The following is a 20,911-nucleotide window of genomic DNA, read 5'->3' as shown; positions in this document are numbered from 1 at the left end:
GGTAACACCGGGGATCGGAAATCGGCAAATCACTCATTGTTACCGTTTGTTGCAGGGCAAAAGTGGTGCGCAATACAAGCAATCAGTTGTTTGAGGCAAGTAGCGTGAAATAAAAAATCCCCGGTAACGCACGACGGCATCACCGGGGTCCGAAAGGTTCGGTCAGGTTGTGGAGCCGCCGGCGCCGCGATTAGGAGGCTGCGGCGACGGCGGTTATCTCCGGCTTTCGCCGGGATCGGCCGGCCGCCAAACCCGACATATCGTCGGGGAAGGCGGCCAAGATCGGTTCACGTTCGGACGTTCTCGCCGCTCAGTTGGCCTGACGGCGCAAGAAGGCCGGAATGTCCAGTTCCTCCTGCTCGCCCGGCTTGCCGTCGGCCCGCGGGGCCGGAGCCTGCGCCTGCGGAGCGGCGGGATAGGCCTGGGCATGCTGCGGAGCGGACTGCTGCGGCGGATAGACCGGCTGCTGCTGCGGCGCCGGATACTGCTGGCCCGCCGGGTAGCCCTGGTGGGGAGCCTGCGGCTGCTGCTGCGGGTAGGCGGGCTGCTGCTGCGGATAGCCCTGGGGAGCCGGCTGGTACTGCTGCGGGGCCGGCTGCGGCTGATAGGCCTGCGGCGCGGGCTGCTGCTGCACCGGCTGCGGCGCCGGTTCGGACTTGCGGCCCAGGCCGGTCACCAGACCGAACAGGAAGTTGCCCTTGCGGGCCGGCGCCGGTTCCGGCGCGGGCGCCGGGGCCGGACCGACGGACAGGCCGCCCGGGTGCTGCTGGCCGGGGTGCTGCTGATGGCCCTGCGGGGCGGCATGGTGATGCTGCGGCGCCATCGGGGCCGGCTGCTGCGGCTGGTGCTGCGGCTGCTGGTGGCCCTGCATCTGCGGCGCCTGCGGGGTGTGCTGCTGGTGGGCCGGCTGCTGCGGGGTCGACAGCGGCGCGGCGCCGACGGTCACCGGTTGGCGCGGACCGGCGTCGGCCGGCTTCGGCGCGAAGAAGTGGCCGCCCTGGTTCTCGCCATGCAGCGGACCGGCGGCCGGCTTCGGCGCCTCGACAGGCTGCTGGCCATACTGCTGGGCCGGCTGCTGCTGCGCCGGGTCGTGCTGGATGGCGGCGGCACCGGCGGTGACCGGCTGCGGCGTGCGCAGGCCGGCGGCGGCGCTGGGAATGGCCGAGCCCTGGGCGGCGGCCGGAGCCGGAGCGCCGGTCAGGTTGCCGGGAGCGCCCGGCTTCTTGGCGCGGTCGCCAACCAGCGACAGGTTGACCGGGTGCAGGGTGCGCGGGTTGCTCATCGCCGCGGCGTCGATGCCGGTGGCGACGACCGACACGCGCATCACGCCGTCCAGCGAGCTGTCGAAGGTCGAGCCGAAGATGATGTTGGCGTCGGGATCGACCTCGTCACGGACGCGGTTGGCCGCCTCATCGACCTCGAACAGGGTCATGTCGTAGCCGCCGGTGATGTTGATGAGGACGCCACGGGCACCCTTCATCGACACGTCGTCCAGCAGCGGGTTGGAGATGGCGGCCTCGGCGGCTTCGATGGCGCGGCGTTCGCCGCCAGCCTCGCCGGTGCCCATCATCGCCTTGCCCATCTCGGTCATCACGGACCGGATGTCGGCGAAATCCAGGTTGATCAGGCCGGGCATCACCATCAGGTCGGTGACGCCGCGCACACCCGAATGCAGAACGTCGTCGGCCATCTTGAAGGCGTCCGCGAAGGTCGTCTTCTCGTTGGCGATGCGGAACAGGTTCTGGTTCGGGATGATGATGAGGGTGTCGACATACTGCTGCAGTTCGGCGATGCCGCCTTCCGCCAGCCGCATGCGGTGACCGCCCTCGAAATGGAAGGGCTTGGTGACGACGCCGACGGTCAGGATGCCGCGCTCGCGGGCAGCGCGCGCGATGACCGGGGCCGCACCGGTGCCGGTGCCACCGCCCATGCCGGCGGTGATGAAGACCATGTTGGAGCCTTCGAGATACTGGACGATCTCGTCGATCTGCTCCTCGGCCGAGGCACGGCCGACGTCCGGCTTGGAGCCGGCGCCCAGGCCGCGGGTCGTGCCGGTGCCGAGCTGGATGCGCTTCTCGCACAAGGAACCCTTCAGCGCCTGCGCGTCGGTGTTGCCGACGACGAAGTCCACGCCTTCCAGGTTCGACTTGATCATGTTGTTGACGGCGTTGCCGCCGGCCCCGCCGACGCCGAACACGGTGATGCGCGGCTTCAGTTCAGGCTCGATCTGGGGGATGGTCACGTTGATCATTCTATTCAGGCCTCCACAACCTGTTTTCGTTGGGTTTGATGTTTGATATGCCGCGACCGGCGCCCGGTTGTGTCCGGTGTCTGTCCGTTCGGGAATCGGTGAATGGCGGCTGCGGAAAGGATCATTACAGATTCTCCCGCAGCCACAGGCCGACGCGGCCGAGGAGCCCGGTTGACGCGACCGCCTCTTGGCCGGTCACCATCAGCTCCGTCGGGTTGCGGACGGCATGTAGGAGAAGGCCCGCCACCGTCGAGAAGGCCGGTCCGCCATGCGCCTCGTTGAGGCCGGCGATCCGGGTGGGTCGGGCGATGCGGACCTGCTTGTCGAGGATGGGGGCGGCCATCTCGCGCGTGTTGGGCAGCTGGCTGGCGCCGCCGGTCAGGACGACGCGCCGGCCGACCAGCTGGGAGTGGCCGGACTGCTCGATGGCGCTGCGCACCTCTTCGAAGATCTCTTCCATCCGCGCCTGGATGATGCTGACCAGGAAGGAGCGCGGGTGGCTGGCGGTGCCGCTGCCGCTGCGCTCGTCCTCGCCGATCTGCGGCACTTCGATCATCTCGCGCTCGTCGGCTGGGTTCACCCGGGCGCTGCCGTAGAGCACCTTCAGCCGTTCGGCATGGACCAGCGGAGTCGCCAGCCCGTGGGCGATGTCGTTGGTCACGTGCCGGCCGCCCAGGGGGACGAAGCCGGTCCACACCAGATTGCCCTCGGCGAAGATCGAGATGGTCGTGCCGCCGCCGCCGATGTCGACGCAGGCCGCCCCCATCTCCATCTCGTCCTCGACCAGACAGGCGAGGCCGGAGGCGAAGGGGCTGACGACGATGGATTCGATGTTCAGGTGGCAGCGGGCGATGCAGGCGTGCAGCGTGCGGATGGCGCCGGCCGCGGCGGTGACGACGTGCAGCTGGGCGCCCAGCGTATGGCCGCTCATCCCCTTGGGATCGCGGATGCCGCGGCTGCCGTCCAGGGTGAAGCCAAGCGGGATGGTGTGGATCAGCGCCTGATCGGGGCCGGCCTGCAAGGTGCGGGCATGGGCCATGGCGCGCCGAATGTCGCCCTCCGTCACCTCCTGGCCGGAGACCGGGACGGTGGCGGTGAAGGCGTGGGAGCGGGGATGGCCCATCGACAGGTTGACGACGACGTCATGCACCGTCTCGCCGGCCATCTGTTCGGCGGCATGCACGGCGGCGCCGATCGAGGTCTCCGCCGCCTCCATGTCGATGATGGTTCCGGCGCGGATGCCCGTGGCGATCTGGTGGCCAACGCCGATCACGCGGAGGGAGCCGGGCTCCTCCATCCGCGCGATGACGCAGCACACCTTCGTCGAGCCGACGTCCAGCGCCGTGACGATCCCGCCACGGGCCGGCCGCTTCGGCTTCTTGGCACCGTTGAATCCCATCCCGAACATGCCCCCCAAGACTTTCCCTAGACTTTTGTCCGCCGGCGACGGGCGCTTCCCCACAAGCGCCTGTCGTCACCGGGGCTTCAAGATTTCTTGCCGTTCTTCTTCTTCGTGTCGTCCTCCCAGCCCGGAAGCTGAGCGGTGGCGGAGGTCTGGATCGCGGCCTTGTCGGGCAGGCGCAGGTCGATGGCGACGATGTCGCGGTCCAGCACATGGCTGGCCGTGTGCATCTGCTCCAGTTGGCGCAGGGCGCGGCGCATCTCGGCATTGCCTTCCGGCAGCTTCACCGTCACGCCGTTGCTGAGCTGCAGGTTCCAGCGGCGGTCGCTGATCCAGCTGGCGGACGACAGCATCGGCGCGATGGTCGGCGCGCCGTCCAGCGCCGACAGCAGGGTGTGAACCTGCTGCGGAGCATTGGCGCCGATCACCTGCGGCAACGTCTCGATCCGCTGGTTGCCGCGGCGCGCCAGCTCCGCCGCGTCGGCCAGCGGACGGCCGGCGCGGTCGATGACGGTGAACTGGCGCTCATGCTGCCAGATCGCCATCGGCTGGCGCTCGGACAGGCGGATGTAGAGGAAGCCGGGCAGGCGCCGCTCGATGGAGGCGGACGACACCCAGGGCAACTCCTCCAGCCGCTGCTTGGCATCGGCAAGGTCGATGGACAGGATCGGCTCGCCCCGGCGGACGCCCAGCGCGTCGAGCACGACGTCGCGCTCGGTCTCGCTGCGGCCGACCACCAGGATCTCCGACAGGCGGAAGCCCATCTCGCCGGTCAGGCGGATGACGCTTTCCTGCGCCGCCTCCATCGTGTCGGCCAGATTGCCACGCTTCCAGGTAGAACCGGCGGCGCCAACCAGTCCCAGAACCGGCACCAGCACCAGCGCCGCCTTGACGGCGGAGCGGGTCCAACGGGGCCAGGCGCGGCGCCGCTTGCCTTTTTCCGCCGACGCGGCCATGGCGCGCGGCGGGGTCGGCATCTCGTCCCGGGCCCGCGCGCCGGCGGCGGCGCGGAAGTCCGGGTCGGCCATCAGGCGAGCTGACATGCGGCATTCTCCACGAGCCAGCCGACCAGCGCGCCGTAGGTGATCCCCACATGCGCGGCCTGTTCGGGCACCAGCGACAGGGGCGTCATGCCCGGCTGGTTGTTGATCTCCAGGAAATACAGACCGTCCGTTCCCGGCCGGCTGTCATCCCAGCGGAAGTCGCTGCGCGACACGCCCCGGCAGCCCAGGGTGTTGTGCGCCAGCACCGCCAGCCGCTTCGCCTCCTCCGCAACGATCTCGGGGATCGCCGCGGGGACGGTGTGGACGGCGTGTCCGGCGCTGTATTTCGCGGTGTAGTCGTAGAGCTGAGCCTGGAAGACGATCTCGGTCACCGCCAAAGCGCGGTCACCCATGACGCCCACAGTCAGCTCGCGGCCGGGGATGAACTCCTCGACCAGCACGCGTTCGCCAAAGGTCCCCCCGAACGAACCGTCGTCGCCGACCGGGCTGTTCTGCCCCTCGCGGACCAGGGTTACGCCAACGGTCGAGCCTTCGTCCACAGGCTTGACGATATAGGGCGCAGGCATGGGGTGGCTGCCGCCGGCGATCTCTCCACGCGACAGCACCATGCCCTTGGGCGAGCGGACGCCGACGGTGTCCAGCACGCGCTTGGTCATCGCCTTGTCCATGGAGATGGCGGCGGCCTGGACGCCCGAATGGGTGTAGGGCAGGCCCAGGAACTCCAGAACGCCCTGGATCGTCCCGTCCTCGCCGCCGCGGCCGTGCAGGGCATTGAACACCACGTCGGGGCGCGGGGTGGACAGGGCGTGCATCAGCCCGCCCAGGTCGCGCTGCACATCGATGGCGGTGACGCGGTAGCCTTCCTCCTCCAGCGCCTTGGCGACGCCGGCCCCGCTGACCAGCGACACCTCGCGCTCGGCCGACCAGCCGCCCATCAGGACGGCGACATGCTTCTTGTGGGCGTGGAGAAGGGCTTCGGTCATTGGGCGGTGCTTCCTTCGGCGGGAACGCCGATGCGCTTGATTTCCCAGTCCAGCGTGACGCCGCTGGTCTCGAACACGCGGCGGCGGACCTCCTCGCCCAGCGCTTCCAGCTGGGCGGCGGTGGCCGTGCCGTTGTTGATCAGGAAGTTGCAGTGCTTTTCCGACACCTGGGCGTCGCCGATGGACAGGCCGCGGCAGCCGGCCTTGTCGATCAGCTCCCAGGCCTTATGGCCCCCGGATATTTCAGGAGCAGGGTTCTTGAAGGTCGAGCCGCCGGTGCGGGAGCGGACCGGCTGGCTGTCGGCGCGCTTGTCGGAGATCTCGGCCATGCGGCGCGCGATCTCCAGCGGGTTGCTGGGCTCGCCGCGCAGGACCGCACCGGTGAAGATGCAATCTTCCGGTGCGGCGCTGTGGCGGTAGGTGAAGCCCATCCCGGCATGGCTGAACTCCAGCCGGCGGCCGTCGCGCGCCACGGCGGTGGCGGAGACCAGCACGTCGGCCAACTCGCGGCCATAGGCGCCGCCGTTCATGCGCAGGGCGCCGCCGATGGTGCCGGGAATGCCGGAAAGGAACTCCAGCCCGGCGATGCCGGCGTCGCGGGCGACCATGGCGACATTCAGGTCGAGCGCCGCCGCTCCGGCGGTCACGGTCATCCCGTCCGCGGCGATGTCGGTGAAGCCGCGGCCGAGCCGGATGGTGACGCCCGGCACGCCGCCGTCCCGCACCAGCAGGTTGGAGGCGACGCCGATCACCGTCACCGGCACCTCGGCCGGCAGGGCGGCCAGGAAGTCGGCGAGGTCGTCGGCATCGGCCGGACGGAACATCACCTCAGCCGGGCCGCCGACGCGGAACCACGTCACCGGCGCCAGCGGCGCGTCGGCGGTCAGCCGGCCGCGCACGGCGGGCATCCGTTCGATCAGGTGGCCGTCGGGGGCGGTCATGCCGGGCGCTGCCGTCATCGCGTCGCGCCATAGAGGGAGGCCAGTTCACCCGGCAGGGCGTTCGCCCACTGGGTGATGTTGCCGGCGCCCAGGCAGACGACGAAGTCGCCGGGCTTGGCCATCTCGCGCACCACCTGGGCCAGCTCCTGCTGGCTGTGCAGGGCGACGACATGGCGGTGGCCATGCATCCGCAGGCCCTCCACCAGGCTGTCGCGGCTGACACCTTCGATGGGGGCCTCGCCGGCGGCATAGACGTCGGCGACGATCACGGCGTCGGCGTCGTTGAAGCAGGTGCAGAACTCTTCGAACAGGGCGGCGAGGCGGGAATAGCGGTGCGGCTGGACGACGGCGATGGTGCGGCCGGTGCCGGCGGTGCGCGCGGCCTTCAGCACCGCGGCGATCTCCACCGGATGGTGGCCGTAATCGTCGATGACGGTTATGCCGTTGGTCTCGCCGGTCTTGGTGAAGCGGCGCTTCACGCCCTGGAACTTGGCCATGCTGTCGCGCATCACCACGTCGGGCAGGCCCATCTCGTTGCCGACGGCGAAGCAGGCCAGCGAGTTCTGGACGTTGTGCGGCCCGTACATCGGCAGGCGCACGCCGGCGATGGCGCGGCTCTCGCCGGTGTGGCGGTCGTAGATCAGCACATCGTACTTGGCGCCGTCGGGGCCCAGCTCCACGTTCACCGCGCGGATGTCGGCCTGCGGCGAGAAGCCGTAGGTGACGATGCGGCGGTCCGACACGCGGGGGATCATCGCCTGCACCTCGGGATGGTCGATGCAGAGCGCGGCGAAGCCGTAGAAGGGGATGTTCTGGACAAAGCTGTCGAAGGCGGCCCGCGCGTTGTCGAAGGTGCCGTAGAAGTCCAGATGCTCCGGATCCATGTTGGTGACGACGGCGATGCAGGCCGGCAGCTTCACGAAGGTGCCGTCGCTCTCGTCCGCCTCCACCACCATCCAGTCGCCGGTGCCGAGCCGGGTGTTGGAGCCATAGGCGTTGATGATGCCGCCGTTGATGACGGTGGGGTCGAGGTTGGCATGCTCCAGCATATGGCCGACCATCGAGGTGGTCGTGGTCTTGCCATGGGTGCCGCCGATGGCGATGGCCCATTTCAGGCGCATCAGCTCGCCCAGCATCTCGGCGCGGCGGACCACCGGCACCAGGGCGGCGCGGGCGGCCACGACCTCCGGATTGTCGCGCTTGACGGCGGAGGAGACGACGACGACGGCGGCCCCGGCGATGTTCTCGCCGCGATGGCCGACGAACACCTTGATGCCCAGTTCGCGCAGGCGCTTGACGTTGGCGTTCTCGGCGAGGTCGGAGCCCTGGACGGTGTAGCCCAGGTTCCGCAGCACCTCGGCGATGCCGCTCATGCCGATGCCGCCGATGCCGACGAAGTGGATGGTGCCGATCGAGAGGGGGAGGGCGCGCATGTCAGGCTTACTTTCCGCGGCGAAGCATCAGGCGAAGGGTGGCGTCGACCGCCCCGTCGGACAGGTCGTTGGGGAGGGGCTGCGATCCGTGGATCATCGACAGGCGGTCGCGCAGGAAGCCGCCCTCAGCGAGGAAGCGCGGCACCAGCGGGCAGCCCGGACGGTTGTACCAGCCGCCCTCGGTCCGAGTCATGTCCGCCGGCCAGTCCTGCAACGGCCGCGGCGTCGGCCGGGTCAGATTCCGCATGGGTTTCATCATTCCGCGGCCCCCTTGGCGCTGGCACCGGCGGATGAGTGCCGGGCGTGTTGGGATCGGTCGTGGTCGGAGTGGGCGTGATCGTGAGCGGCCGGGCCGCCGTCCAGCATCGCCAGCACGGCGTCGGCCAGCGCGGTGGCCGCGTCGGCGGTGCCCCAGCCATGGGCGGCGCGGGCCGCGGCGGCGAGCGCCTGCGGATCGGCCAGCAGGGCGGACAGCCGCTCGGCCAAAGCCTGGGCGGTAAAGGAGGGCTGCGGCACCAGCCAGGCGGCGCCGGCCTCCGCCAGATGGCGGGCGTTGGCGGTCTGGTGGTCGTCGGTGGCGTGCGGGTAGGGCACCAGGATCGCCGGACGGCCGACGCAGGTCAGCTCGGCGATGGTGGAGGCTCCGGCGCGGGTGACGGCGAGGTGGCAGGCGGCCAGCCGCTCCGGCACGTCGCGGAAGAAGGTCTGCAACTCCAGCCGGGCGAGGCCCAGCGGCTCCAACGCATCGCGGGCGGCCTCAAGGTCTTCCGGGCGGCATTGCTGCGCCAGATGGATGCGGGCGCGCATCTCCTCGGGCAGCAGGGCCAGCGCCGCGGGGATCACCTCGGAGAAGATTCGAGCGCCCTGGCTGCCGCCCATCACCAGCAGGCGGACGGGGCCGGCGGCGCAGGGCGCCTCGTAGGGTGACAGGCGGCGGGCGGCGACGGCCGGGCGGACCGGGTTGCCGGTGCGGACGATCTTGGCGCGCTGCGCCTCGCCCAGCTTTTCGATGTCGGCGAAGGCGACGGCGATGCGTTTGGCCCCGGCGATCAGCATCCGATTGGCGCGGCCCAGCACGGCGTTCTGCTCGTGCAGCAGGGCCGGCAGCTTCGACTGGATGGCGGCATAGACGGTGGGGACCGACGGGTAGCCGCCGAAGCCGACCACGGCGGCGGGATCGAGCCGGCGCATCAGCGCCCGCGCCTCCAGCAGGCCAAGGCCCATCTGCAGGGCGGCCTTCAGCTTGCCGGCGATGCCGGCGCCGGGGGAGGCGGCGCGGATGCGATGGACCGGCACCTCCGGCAGGTTCTCGCCGAAGGCATGGCCGCGCTTGTCGGTCACCAGCGTCACCGCCCGTCCACGGGCCAGCAGCTCGCGCGCCAGCGCCTCGGCCGGGAACATGTGCCCGCCGGTGCCGCCGGCGGCCAGCACGATCACCTTGTTGGCGTTGGCGTCGAAGCCCGCAGGGAAGCCCGCATTGGAGCCAGTCGTGCTCAAGTCGGTCGGCCTCCTCATTCCGCGGGGCCGAAGCGTTTGCGTGTCAGTGCCAGAACCATACCCATGCCGAACCCGAGAGCGAGCAGCGAAGAGCCGCCGTAGGAGATGAACGGCAGGGTCATGCCCTTCGTCGGCATAAGATGCAAGGACGAACCCATGTTGATCGCCGCCTGAAGGCCGAACTGGATCAGAAGACCGGCAGCGGCGAGCAAAACGAAATAATTGTTGTCGTTGAAGACACGAGCGAACCCGCGCAGAACGACGAAGGCGAACAGAACCACCAACCCCAGGCAGAAGATAAGGCCCAGCTCTTCGCCCGCGACCGCGAAGATGAAGTCGGCATGGCTGTCGGGCAGGTAGAACTTCACCGTGCCCTGGCCGGGGCCGGTGCCCATCAGCCCGCCGTTGGCGAAGGCCTCCAGCGAGCGGTTGACCTGATAGTTGTCGCCGGCATGCGGATCGAGGAAGCGGTTGATGCGGCTGGTGACGTGCGGCAGCGTGTAATAGGCGCCGACCAGCCCGACCACGCCCAGCCCGCCGAGCCCCATCACCAGCACGAGGTTCAGACCGGCCAGGAAGAACTGGGTGAACCACACGGCGGAAACGACGAAGGTCATGCCCAGATCGGGCTGAAGGATCAGGCCGGCCATGGTGATGCCGTAGAGCGCCATCGACACCAACGCACCGGGAAAGCCCGGGTTGGTGCGCGACAGCGAGAACAGCCAGGCGGCGACCACGGCGAAGGCCGGCTTGACGAACTCCGACGGCTGGATCGACAGGCCGGGGATGTGGATCCAGCGGCGCGCACCCTTGATCTCGACGCCCACCACCAGCGTGGCATAGACCAGCGCCACCGAGATCAGGAACACCGCCAGCGCCACCCGTCGCACGCCGCGCGGGCTGAGCAGGGAGACGCCGACCATGATGACGATCGCGGGGATCAGCATCATCACGTGGCGTTCGACGAAATAGAAGGTGTCCTGGATGCCGATGCGCTCGGCCACCGGCGGGCTGGCCGCGGTGATCAGGACGGTGCCGAGAAACATCAGCAGGGCGACGGCGCCCAGCTGCCAGCGGTCGACGGTCCACCACCAGCGGCCGAAGATCGATTGGTCGGTACGGTCGAAGGTGATCATGCAACGCCCCCGCTGGTGCCGTCCCCGGTGTACTCATGCGCCGCGACGATGTTCGCGACATAGGCGGCGAAGGCTTCGCCGCGCTTCTCGAAACTGGCGAACTGGTCCCATGACGCGCAAGCTGGGGACAACAGCACGCAAGCGCCTTCCAGCTGTTCCGCCAGGGCCAGTCCGGCCGCCTTCGCAGTCGCAACATCCAGCGTTCCACAGCGTGTATAAGCAACACCGTGTATGTCGAGCCATGCGGCGAATTGTTCCTGCGCCTCGCCGATCAGGAAAGCGTGGCGGACGCGGCCCATATAACCTTCCAGGCCGTTCAGCCCGGTGTCCTTGGCCTGTCCGCCGAGGATCCAGTAGATTGGGTCGAAGGTCGCCAGTGCCTTTTCGGTGGCGTCGGCGTTGGTCGCCTTGCTGTCGTTGACGAAGCGCACCCCGTCGAGCGTGCCGACCAGCTGCTGCCGGTGGGCGAGGCCGGGGAAGGTCGCCATCGCCGCGACGATGGCCGGCACCGGCAGGCCGGCGGCCTTGCAGGTGGCGAAGGCGGCGGCGGCATTCTGCCAGTTATGGGCACCCAGCAGGCTGGGCAGGCCGGACAGCTCCACGACCTTGGCTGCCTCGCTGTCGGTGTCGTCGACCAGCCAGCCGTCGGCGGCATAGACGCCGCCCGCCACCGGCCCCTGGGCGGAGATCGGCCAGATGCGCTGGTCGCCGGCGGCGACGAGGTCGGCGTGGATCTTGCGGCAATGCTCGTCGTCCACCCCGATCACCGCGGTGCGCGGCCAGGTCTGGCGGTGGAAGATCAGCTTTTTGGCGGCGATGTAGCCCTCCATCCCGCCATGGCGGGCGAGATGGTCGGGCGTGATGTTCAGCAGGACCGCGATGTCGAAGGTGATCGAGTGGGTCAGCTCCAGCTGATAGCTCGACATCTCCAGCACGCAGGTGCCGCCCGACCCGATCGGATCGAAGGTCAGCACCGGCGTGCCCAGATTGCCGCCAACGGCGGCCTTGCGGCCGGCGGCGGCCAGGATGTGGCCGATCAGGGTGGTGGTGGTCGACTTGCCGTTGGTGCCGGTGATGCCGATGAAGGCGCAGTCGCGCTCCGCCCGGCCCAGCAGCTCGATGTCGCAGATCAGCTCGATCCCCAGCGCGCGGGCGCGCTCGGCCACCGGATGCGGCTTGGGGTGGGTGTGGGGGATGCCCGGCGACCAGACGATGGTGGTCAGGTCCGACAGGTCGGCACTGGCGAGATCGACCACGGCGAAGCCCTCGGCCTCCGCCGCGGCACGGGAGGCGGGGTTGTCGTCCCACACCCGCACCTCGGCCCCGCTGTCGCGCAGCGCACGGGCGGTGGCGAGGCCGGACTTGCCCAGCCCCATCACCGCGACCGGCAGCTCCTGCATGTAGAACAGGTCGATCATCGCCGGTCCCCCCTCAGCGCAGCTTCAGCGTGGACAGGCCGACCAGCGCCAGGATCGAGGCGATGATCCAGAAGCGGATCACCACTGTCGGTTCGGCCCAGCCCTTCTTCTCGAAGTGATGGTGCAGCGGCGCCATGCGGAACACGCGCTTGCCGGTCAGCTTGAAGGAGGCGACCTGCACGATCACCGACACCGTCTCCAGCACGAACAGGCCGCCGATGATGGCCAGCACGATCTCATGCTTGGTCACCACGCTGACCGCACCCAGCGCGCCGCCCAGCGACAGCGACCCGGTGTCGCCCATGAAGACCATCGCCGGCGGGGCGTTGTACCACAGGAAGCCCAGGCCGGCGCCGACCAGCGCGCCGCAGAACACCGCCAGCTCGCCGGAGCCCGGCACATGGTGGATCTGGAGATAGTTGGCGAAGATGGCGTTGCCCGACAGGTAGGAGATCAGGCCGAAGCAGCCGGCGGCGATCATCGTCGGCACGATGGCCAGCCCGTCCAGCCCGTCGGTCAGGTTCACCGAGTTGGAGGCGCCGACCATGATGAAGGCGCCGAACGGCACGAAGAACCAGGACAGCTGGACCAGGAAATCCTTGACGAAGGGGACTGCCACGCCGCCCGACAGCGGCGGGGCCGACACCCACATGATCAGTGCCGAGGCGACCAGTCCGATGGCGATCTCCCAGCCCAGGCGGAAGCGGCCGGACAGCCCCTTGGTGTTGCGCTTGGTCAGCTTCAGGTAATCGTCGCCGAAGCCGATCAGGCCGTAGCCGATGGTCACCAGCAGGACGACCCAGATATAGGCGTTGGTCAGGTCGGCCCACAGCAGGGTGCTGACCGTCATGGCGATCAGGATCATCAGGCCGCCCATGGTGGGCGTGCCCTTCTTCTTGAAATGACTCTCCGGGCCATCGGCGCGGATGGGCTGTCCTTCACCCTGCTTGCGCTTCAGCCAGGCGATCAGGCGCGGAAAGAAGACGAAGCTGATGACCAGCGACGTGATCACGGCGCCGCCGGTCCGGAAGGTCAGGTACCGGAACAGGTTGAACGGCGAAAAGACGTCGGCCAGACCGAAGAGGAGGTTGTAGAGCATTTGGGTCCGTCAGCCTCGCGGGGCCTGCGCGGATTGCGCGGCCGCCTGCGGCTGGTTGGTGGTTCGGGAGGCGGCTTTGTCCTCGCTTTCGCGCCCGCTGTCGAGTGCCGCGAGCGCATCGACGATCAGACCTGTACGACTGCCCAGCGACCCCTTGACCATGATGACGTCGCCGCCCTTTACGGTCGCGGTCACGAGGGGGGCCAGCTCCACGCTGGTCTCGGTCCAGGCGCCGCGCATCGCCGCCGGCAGGCGGTCGAACAGCGTCTTCATATGCGGTCCGCAGGCATAGACGGCATCGACATGCGCAGCGCGCAGCGGCTCGGCCAACCCGATGTGCAGCGCGTCGGCGCGCTCGCCCAGCTCCCGCATATCGCCCAGCACGGCGATGCGCCGGCCACCGGCGCCGGGGTCGATCTTGCCCAGCACCTCCAGCGTCGCGGTCATCGCGGCGGGGCTGGCGTTGTAGCTCTCGTCGATCAGGGTGAAGGCGCCCTGCGGCAACTGGATGCGCTTGCGAGTGCCGCGCCCTTTGACCGGCGGCAGGCTGGACAGGGAGCGGGCTGCGGCGGCGACATCGGCGCCCAGCGCCTTCACCGCCAGCAGCACCGCCAGACTGTTCATCACCCAATGCCGGCCCGGCTGCGACAGGCAATATTGCACCCGTTCGCCGCGGATCAGTGCCGTCACCGCGCTGCAAGTGGCGTGCAGCGAGCAGTCGACCAGCCGGGCGTCCGCCTCCTCATGGGCGCCGAAGCTCCAGATGTCGGTCAGCCCTTGGCGGCGCGCCGCGGCGGCCAGCCGGCCATACTGCCCGTTGTCGCGGTTCAGCACGGCGATGCCGTCCGAGCCCAGCCCCTCGAAGATCTCGGCCTTGGCGTCGGCGATGGCCTCGACGCCGGAGAAGAACTCCAGATGCACCGCCTCGATTGTGGTGATGACGGCGACATGCGGCTTGACCTGCTGCGACAGCGGGCCGAGTTCGCCGGCGTGGTTCATCCCCAACTCGAACACGCCATAGCGGCTGTCGGCGGGCAGGCGGGCGAGCGACAAAGGCACGCCCCAATGGTTGTTCAGGCTGCCTTCATTGGCATAGGTCGCCCCTTGCGCCGCCAGGACGTGGCGCAGCGTCTCCTTGGTGCCGGTTTTGCCGACGGAGCCGGTGACGCCGACGAAGCGCGCGCCGCAGCGCGCCCGCGCCACCAAGCCCAGCGCCGCCATCGACTCCAGCGTGTCGGATGGGGCGATCAGCAGTGGCGCGCCTTCCGGGAGGCCGTCCGGCAGATGGTCGACCAGCGCCGCGGCGGCACCGGCGGCCAGCGCGGCGCCGATGAAGGCATGCCCGTCGAAATTCGGTCCGCGGATGGCGACGAACAGGTCGCCCGCCGCCACCTTGCGGCTGTCGATGGCGACGCCGGTCGCGGTCCAGGCGGATGGACCGGAGAGACGCCCGCCTGTCGCGGCCGCCGCCTCATCCGCTGTCCAAAGGACCGTCTTGTCCCCGCTCATGCTCCAACCTCCGCTACGGCTTTCCGGGCCTCGTCCGCGTCGTCGAACGGACGCACCTCGGTGCCGATCGTTTGTCCCTGTTCGTGGCCCTTGCCGGCGATGACCAGCACGTCGCCGGGCTGAAGCTGCCGCACCGCGGTGCGGATCGCCTCGGCCCGGTCGCCGATCTCCTCCAGCCTGCCGGCCAGTTCTCCGGTGGCCCCGGCCAGCACCTGACCCCGCACGAAGGCGGGATCCTCGGTCCGCGGGTTGTCGTCGGTGACGATGGCGCGGTCGGCCAGTCTGGCCGCCAGCGCCCCCATCACCGGCCGCTTGCTGCGGTCGCGGTCGCCGCCGCAGCCGAACACCGTCACCAGATGGCGCGCGGCATGCGACCTCAGCGCCAGAAGCACCGTTTCCAGCGCGTCCGGCGTGTGGGCGAAATCGACGTAGACCGTCGCCCCGTTGGGGTGGGTCGCGACATGCTGCAACCGGCCCGGCACACCCTCCAGCGAGGAAAGGCTGTCCAGCGCCCGCCCGACGTCACCGCCGGAACCGATGACCAGCCCCAGCGCGCAGAGCACGTTCCAGGCCTGGAACCGACCCGCCAGCGGCAGGTCCACCGTCACGTCGCGGCCGAGCACGGACAGGGAGAGGCGCTGGCCATGGGCCAGCGGCTCCACCCCGGTCACCCGAAGCTCGGTGCCGGCCAGACCATAGGACATGACCCGGTGGCCACGGTCGTTACAAATGGTGGCAAAATGTTGAAATTCCGGAGAATCGGCGTTCAGCACCGCCACGGCGCCCGGCGGCAGGACGCGGTCGAACAGCATCGCCTTGGCGTCGCGGTAGGCCTCCATCGTGCCGTGATAGTCGAGATGATCCAGCGTCAGGTTGGTGAAGCCGGCGGCCTTGATCGCCACGCCGTCCAGCCGGAACTGCTCCAGCCCGTGGCTCGACGCCTCCATCGCCAGATGCTCGATGCCGGCATCCTTGGCGGCGGCGAGGTCGCGGTGGAGCAACACCGGATCGGGCGTCGTCATCCCGCCATAGCCGTGCAGGCCGGGGCCGAGCAGGCCCAGCGTGCCCAGGCTACCGGCGGGCAGGCCGAGGCGCGTCCAGATCTGGGCGGCGAACTGGACGGTGGAGGTCTTGCCGTTGGTGCCGGTCACCGCCACCACCGTCTCCGGCTGGCGCCCGCCATGGAAGGCGGCGGCCATGAGCGCGAAGGCGAGGCGGGGCTGCGGGTCGGTCAGCAGGACGGCGGTGGAGCCGGCGGGCAGCTCGGTGCCCTCGGGCGCCAGCACGGCGACGGCGCCCCTGGCGAGTGCGTCGGCGATGAAGGCGCGGCCATCGGCCTTCACGCCGGGCAGGGCGGCAAAGACAAAGCCGGGCCTGACCGCTCGGCTGTCGGCGGTCAGCCCGGCGATGTCGGGGTCGGCAACGCCGCGGGTGGCGTCAGCGCGGCTTGGTCTGAGTTGGGAAAGACGCAACGGTGCTTCCCTTCGCGGGAGGTGGGGCGGTGACGGGCGGCAGCGACTGCTGCCAGCTGGTGGAACCGGCGGCGTTCAGATAGGTGGAGTTCAGGATCTCCGGCGTGTTCTCATCCACCACCGGCACGTTCAGCAGCGGGCCGATCTGCTTGACGATGCGGCCCACTGCCGGGGCGGCGACCCAGCCGCCGGTGGCGTAGCCGTAGGTCTTGGCCGTTGCCTGCGGTTCGTCGACCAGCACATAGACGATGTAGCGGGGATCGTTCATCGGGAAGGCGCCCAGGAACGACGACATTCGCGAGTTCTTCTGGTAATGCTTACCCTTTTGCTTGTCCGCCGTGCCGGTTTTTCCGCCGACGACATAGCCCTTCACTCCGGCTGACTTGCCGGTGCCTTCGGTGACCACGAAGCGGAACATGCGCCGCATCATGTCGGAGGTCTGGCGCGATACCACCTGTTCGGTCGGAACCTCGGCATCGGGCTGGCGCTTCAGCAACGTCGGCTTGTGGAAGAGGCCGCCGTTGATGACGGACGCGGCGGCGGCCACCGTGTGCATCGGGCTGACCGAGATGCCGTGGCCGAAGGAGATGGTGTAGCTGTTGACCTCGCGCCACGGGTTGGGCACCAGCGGCCAGCCGCTTTCCGGCAGCTCCAGACCCGTGGGCTTGGTGAAGCCCATCTTGGTCATGAAGGCCTTCTGCGCCGCCACGCCCACCTGCTGCACCATGCGCACGGAACCGAGGTTGGAGGAGTGCTGGAACACTTCCGCCACCGTCAGGGCGCGGTGCAGGTTGTGGTAGTCGTTGATGGTGAAGCGGCCGATCTTGACCGGGTGTGCCGCGTCGAACATGTCCGACACCCGGATCTTGCCGGTATCGAAGGCCAATGCAGAGTTGAAAATCTTGAAGGTCGAACCCATCTCGTACACGCCGAGGGTCGCCCGGTTGAACAGCGTGTCGGGGTTCAGGCCGGTCGGATCCTGCGGGTCGAAATCAGGCAGCGAGACCATCGACAGTACTTCGCCGCTGCGCACGTCGAAGACGATGCCAGCGGCGCCGATGGCGCTGAACTCCTGCACCGTGGCAGCCAGCTCCTTCTTCAGGACGTGCTGCAACCGCAGGTCGATGGACAGCTGAAGCGGCGTGCCGGGCTCCTCGGTCAGCCGCTTGTTGAAGCCCTGCTCCATGCCGGCAAGGCCGTTGTTGTCGATGCCGGTGAAGCCGACGATGTGCGAGGTCAGCGGGCCCGCCGGATAGAAGCGGCGCTCCTCCCGCTCGAACGCGACGCCGGGGATGCCCAGGCGGTGGACGGCGGCCTGCTGCTTCGGCGTCAGGTTGCGCTTCAGCCAGACGAAGCGGCGGTCGCCGCTCAGCTTGCCGAGGACGTCCTTGTAATCCAGGTCGGGCAGGGCGCTGACCAGCTTCTGCGCGGCCTCTTCCGGGCGCGAAACCAGCTTGGGGTCGGCGTAGAGCGACTGGGTGACCAGCGAGGTCGCCAGCAGGTTGCCGTTGCGGTCGGTGATGTCGGCACGGTTGGTGGTGGTGTCGCCCACCTCGAGCGCCACATGCTGGCGCGGCTCGCCGCCGCCCGCGAGCAGCGTGGCCATCGCCAGCTTGACGCTGATGGCGGTGAAGACGGTCGTGACCACGGCAGCCGTCACCATCAGGCGGTAACGGCTCTGCTCCAGCGCGACAGCCAGCGAGGTCCGCGGCTTGGCAGACGGCTGCGGGGCCGGCTGGGGAAAGGGCGAGGGCGCCGGCGGCGGCACATAGGTGCTGCCGGTGCTGGCGCCGGGCTGGCCGTAGCCGGCCGGGCCGCCGTGGTCGTGACCGATCATCGATTGGCCCCCAGGCGCGCAACGAGCAGCCCGAGGCTGTCGGTCGGCTTGGGCTGATAGGGCTGCTGCGCGGCGGGGGCCGCGGCGGCAACCTTAGGTGCCGGCGCCGGGATCGGGCGGGAGGCCAGTTCGGTCGGGCGCGCGGTCGGGGCGTTGGGCGCCAGCTTGCCGGCGGCGGCCGGCGCAGCCGACTTCTCCGTAGGCGCACGGGCGGAGCCGGGCACCAGGGCGGCCGGTTTGATCCGGTTGGCGCGGGATGGATCGGCAAGGGCGGCGCCGGAGGGCAGGGACGCCGGCACGACGACAGGCGCGCGTTCCAGCGCCTTTTCCATCGGCAGCGGCTTCGCCAGCCCGACCGGCGCGCTGACCGGAACGATTCCGGCAGCGGCGTTGTTGTTGGGAGCGGCAGGCACGCGGGCGGCGGCCAGCTGGGAATTGCCGGTGCCGGGCGCGCGGACCATCGGCGGCAACGGAGCGCCGGGCATGGCCTTGCCGGGCAGGTCCTGCGCCGGCGGCGGGACCGCATCGGCCGGGCGCATCGGGATCATGTCCATCGCCAGGTACTGGCGCGGCTCGGTCGGCTGCAGCGTCAGATAGGCCTGGGCCATGTTCTCCAGCTTGGTGGGGTCGTTCAGGTAGCTCCACTCGGCCTTCAGGACCTGGATCGACTCCTGCTCCAGAATGATCTTGCGGTTCAGCCCGGCGAGCTTCTCCTCAAGATCCTGGACGTCGTAGCTGGTCTGGAACAGCACGCCACCGGCGGCCGCGATCAGGCCACCCCAGAACAGCCAGGTCTTGCCTTTCATGCTGCCTCCTTGCCGGGCGCCGGGAACGCGGGCGCCTCGGTACGTTCAGCCGCGCGCAGCCGGGCGGACCGGGCGCGGGGATTGTTACGGGCTTCGGCCTCGCTCGGGTCCACGGGTTTCCGGGAGAGCAGGCGGAAGGATGGGTTATGCGCCGCGACCGCGGTCACGGGCGTGTGGCGGGACGGGGAGGGCGGCGGCGAGGAGCGTTCCCGCAGGAACGCCTTGACCTCGCGGTCCTCCAGCGAATGGAAGGAGACGACGGCGAGACGCCCGCCGGGCGCCAGCAGCGACTCGGCGGCGGACAGGCCGCGCCGCAGTTCGCCCAGCTCGTCGTTCACATGGATGCGCAGGGCCTGGAAGGTGCGGGTGGCCGGGTCGATCCCGTCGCCCTTCCCCTTCGGCACCACCGACCGGATGATCTCGGCCAGCCGTCCCGTGCGCTCGATCGGCGCCTCGCGGCGGGCGGCGACGATGGCGCGGGCGACGCGGCGCGCCATCCGTTCCTCACCCAGCTGGTAGACGATGTCGGCCAGATCCGATTCGTCGGCGGTGTTGACCACGTCGGCGGCTGTCGGCCCATCCCGTCCCATCCGCATGTCGAGCGGGCCGTCGAAGCGGAAGGAGAACCCGCGCTCCGGCTCGTCGATCTGGGGGGAGGAGACGCCGACGTCGAGCGCCACGCCGTCGACCGTTCCGACGCCATGGTCGGCGAGCAGCCGGTCCATATCGCCGAACCGGCCCTCGATCACCTCCAGCCGTCCGGGGAACTCCTGGGCCAGCGCACGGCCGCGCTCGATGGCGGCGGGGTCGCGGTCGATGCCGATCACGCGGCAGGAGGCCGATTGCAGCAGGGCGCGGCTGTAGCCGCCGGCGCCGAAGGTGCCGTCCACATAGAGGCCGCCGTCGCGCGGGGACAGCGCGGCGATCACCTCGTCCAGCAGGACGGGAATGTGAATGCGGGTGTCGGACATCAGGCGCCCTCCCCGCTCCGGCTGGCGGCGCCGCGGGAGGCCTTGGCGACGATCTGGCTGAGGGAGATGTCTTTGCGCACGACCTGTTCGCGCAGTGCCGCCTCGTGGGCTTTCAAGGCGTTGGGTTCCCAGATTTGGAAGGTTTTGCGGCGGCCGATGAAGGCGGCCTCTTCGGTGATGCCGGCGAACTCCGCCAGCTCCTTGGGCAGGACGATGCGGCCTTCGGCGTCGGAGGAGACGGGGATCAGCTTTCCGAAGATGAAGGTCTCGATCATGTCGCGCTCGTCGGCATCGAGGTCGGGGGATTCGAGGCTTTCGGAGAGGACGTCGAGATAGTCCTGGTCGGCGCCTTCAAGCGCCTGGTGGTTCAGCGAGGGCCAGAGATAGACGGTGCTGGGAGCCGACGTCTTGGCAAGCGACTGCCTGAACTGTGCCGGGATGGACACACGCCCTTTCCTGTCAACTTTGTTGACGTATGTGGACAGGAAAACGGCCATAGGCCCGGCGATCCCCCCTGCTATCCCCCGTGCGCGGTCGGGTGCTCCGCGCTAGCCCCGCTTGGCCCATTCAGCTCCCGCCTCCCGGTGTTAACCAGAATGGGTAAGAGCCCCCCTTAAATGGGCATTCTTGGGATAGCATGGGACGGCATGGGCGTCAACGCTCCCCCGAGTATTCAGACGGGGGTGTCAAGACTTTTGGGTCATGCTGTGGCATCCGGGCAAGTTGGTGTACGAAATCTCAGAATCTTCGCAGTATTCCGCTGGACTCTCGCGATGTGGATAAAGTTATCCACACACGTTCTTCGAACGTTCCAAAATTTTAAGAAAATGCCGCGTACGCATGGTTTGTCGGACTGTCGAATCGACCCCCTCGGACGGCATAGAACCTTGGGTGGGAAACCGCGGTCCGGCATGGGACAGCATGGGAAATCGCCCCACAGTTATCCACCGGCTGTGGATTAGTCTGGGGAAAATGTGGATGGGGCCGTGCACATCCTGGGGATGGCGGCGGAAAAGCCCGTCGGACTGCGGGGTGCAGGGGGAGGAGCGGTCGCATCCGCCCTGTGGATGACATCGGAAACCGCCCGTCGACTGCCCCTCTGCTGCCCACGCCGTCCCATGCCCGCGCGTCGAAAGGGGCGGGGCGAGGGCA

Annotated in this window: 17 protein-coding genes; all 17 read right to left on the bottom strand. The window is 69.2% G+C overall.

Features of this window, described 5'->3' with window-relative positions:
• Positions 1-310 precede the first annotated feature (310 nt).
• On the bottom strand, positions 311-2,251 hold the full coding sequence (gene ftsZ / locus ABNQ39_RS07925) for a cell division protein FtsZ (RefSeq protein ID WP_376956641.1): 1,941 nt from the start codon (positions 2,249-2,251) through the stop codon (positions 311-313).
• A gap of 124 nt (positions 2,252-2,375) precedes the next feature.
• Positions 2,376-3,650 (bottom strand): cell division protein FtsA, encoded by a 1,275-nt coding sequence (gene ftsA, locus ABNQ39_RS07920; RefSeq protein WP_098741034.1) that lies wholly within the window; start codon positions 3,648-3,650, stop codon positions 2,376-2,378.
• An 86-nt stretch (positions 3,651-3,736) separates the two neighbouring features.
• Positions 3,737-4,696 carry a cell division protein FtsQ/DivIB gene (locus ABNQ39_RS07915; protein WP_376956638.1) on the bottom strand — a complete coding sequence of 320 codons (960 nt, stop codon included), beginning with the start codon at positions 4,694-4,696 and terminating at the stop codon, positions 3,737-3,739.
• The gene (locus ABNQ39_RS07910; RefSeq protein WP_376956636.1) at positions 4,681-5,640 is read right to left on the bottom strand and encodes a D-alanine--D-alanine ligase; all 960 of its coding nucleotides are present in this window, start codon (positions 5,638-5,640) and stop codon (positions 4,681-4,683) included. The genes ABNQ39_RS07915 and ABNQ39_RS07910 overlap by 16 nt, the downstream gene beginning before the upstream one ends.
• The gene (gene murB, locus ABNQ39_RS07905) at positions 5,637-6,599 is read right to left on the bottom strand and encodes a UDP-N-acetylmuramate dehydrogenase (protein ID WP_376956634.1); all 963 of its coding nucleotides are present in this window, start codon (positions 6,597-6,599) and stop codon (positions 5,637-5,639) included. The genes ABNQ39_RS07910 and murB overlap by 4 nt, the downstream gene beginning before the upstream one ends.
• Positions 6,596-8,014: a UDP-N-acetylmuramate--L-alanine ligase gene (gene murC / locus ABNQ39_RS07900; protein WP_109096544.1), complete on the bottom strand. Its 1,419-nt coding sequence runs from the start codon at positions 8,012-8,014 to the stop codon at positions 6,596-6,598. Before murC ends, murB begins: the two co-directional genes overlap by 4 nt.
• Before the next feature lie 7 nt (positions 8,015-8,021).
• Complete coding sequence (locus ABNQ39_RS07895; protein ID WP_244592762.1) at positions 8,022-8,261, bottom strand: hypothetical protein; 240 nt, start codon at positions 8,259-8,261, stop codon at positions 8,022-8,024.
• Positions 8,262-8,269: 8 nt separating this feature from the next.
• Entirely contained in the window at positions 8,270-9,529 is a 1,260-nt protein-coding gene (gene murG / locus ABNQ39_RS07890) for an undecaprenyldiphospho-muramoylpentapeptide beta-N-acetylglucosaminyltransferase (RefSeq protein WP_376956631.1), read from the bottom strand.
• Entirely contained in the window at positions 9,526-10,647 is a 1,122-nt protein-coding gene (gene ftsW, locus ABNQ39_RS07885; RefSeq protein WP_376956629.1) for a putative lipid II flippase FtsW, read from the bottom strand. The genes murG and ftsW overlap by 4 nt, the downstream gene beginning before the upstream one ends.
• Complete coding sequence (gene murD, locus ABNQ39_RS07880) at positions 10,644-12,065, bottom strand: UDP-N-acetylmuramoyl-L-alanine--D-glutamate ligase (protein WP_376956627.1); 1,422 nt, start codon at positions 12,063-12,065, stop codon at positions 10,644-10,646. Before murD ends, ftsW begins: the two co-directional genes overlap by 4 nt.
• A 13-nt stretch (positions 12,066-12,078) precedes the next feature.
• On the bottom strand, positions 12,079-13,164 hold the full coding sequence (gene mraY, locus ABNQ39_RS07875; RefSeq protein ID WP_376956625.1) for a phospho-N-acetylmuramoyl-pentapeptide-transferase: 1,086 nt from the start codon (positions 13,162-13,164) through the stop codon (positions 12,079-12,081).
• 9 nt (positions 13,165-13,173) lie between these two features.
• The gene (locus tag ABNQ39_RS07870; RefSeq protein ID WP_376956623.1) at positions 13,174-14,673 is read right to left on the bottom strand and encodes a UDP-N-acetylmuramoylalanyl-D-glutamyl-2,6-diaminopimelate--D-alanyl-D-alanine ligase; all 1,500 of its coding nucleotides are present in this window, start codon (positions 14,671-14,673) and stop codon (positions 13,174-13,176) included.
• Positions 14,670-16,145: a UDP-N-acetylmuramoyl-L-alanyl-D-glutamate--2,6-diaminopimelate ligase gene (locus ABNQ39_RS07865; protein WP_376956621.1), complete on the bottom strand. Its 1,476-nt coding sequence runs from the start codon at positions 16,143-16,145 to the stop codon at positions 14,670-14,672. The genes ABNQ39_RS07870 and ABNQ39_RS07865 overlap by 4 nt, the downstream gene beginning before the upstream one ends.
• Positions 16,111-17,982, bottom strand: coding sequence for a peptidoglycan D,D-transpeptidase FtsI family protein (locus ABNQ39_RS07860; protein ID WP_376956619.1), 1,872 nt, complete (start codon positions 17,980-17,982; stop codon positions 16,111-16,113). The genes ABNQ39_RS07865 and ABNQ39_RS07860 overlap by 35 nt, the downstream gene beginning before the upstream one ends.
• The gene (ftsL, locus tag ABNQ39_RS07855) at positions 17,979-18,788 is read right to left on the bottom strand and encodes a cell division protein FtsL (RefSeq protein ID WP_376956617.1); all 810 of its coding nucleotides are present in this window, start codon (positions 18,786-18,788) and stop codon (positions 17,979-17,981) included. Before ftsL ends, ABNQ39_RS07860 begins: the two co-directional genes overlap by 4 nt.
• A complete protein-coding gene (gene rsmH, locus ABNQ39_RS07850; RefSeq protein WP_376956615.1) occupies positions 18,785-19,759 on the bottom strand; it encodes a 16S rRNA (cytosine(1402)-N(4))-methyltransferase RsmH in 975 nt (324 codons plus the stop codon). The genes ftsL and rsmH overlap by 4 nt, the downstream gene beginning before the upstream one ends.
• Positions 19,759-20,205 (bottom strand): division/cell wall cluster transcriptional repressor MraZ, encoded by a 447-nt coding sequence (locus ABNQ39_RS07845; RefSeq protein WP_244592763.1) that lies wholly within the window; start codon positions 20,203-20,205, stop codon positions 19,759-19,761. Before ABNQ39_RS07845 ends, rsmH begins: the two co-directional genes overlap by 1 nt.
• Between the last annotated feature and the right edge of the window lie 706 nt (positions 20,206-20,911).

The sequence above is a fragment of the Azospirillum sp. A26 genome, from assembly GCF_042604635.1.
GTDB classification, from domain to species: domain Bacteria; phylum Pseudomonadota; class Alphaproteobacteria; order Azospirillales; family Azospirillaceae; genus Azospirillum; species Azospirillum palustre.
The sequence above is the reverse complement of the archived record's forward strand: the minus strand, read 5'-3'. Positions and strand labels throughout refer to the sequence as shown.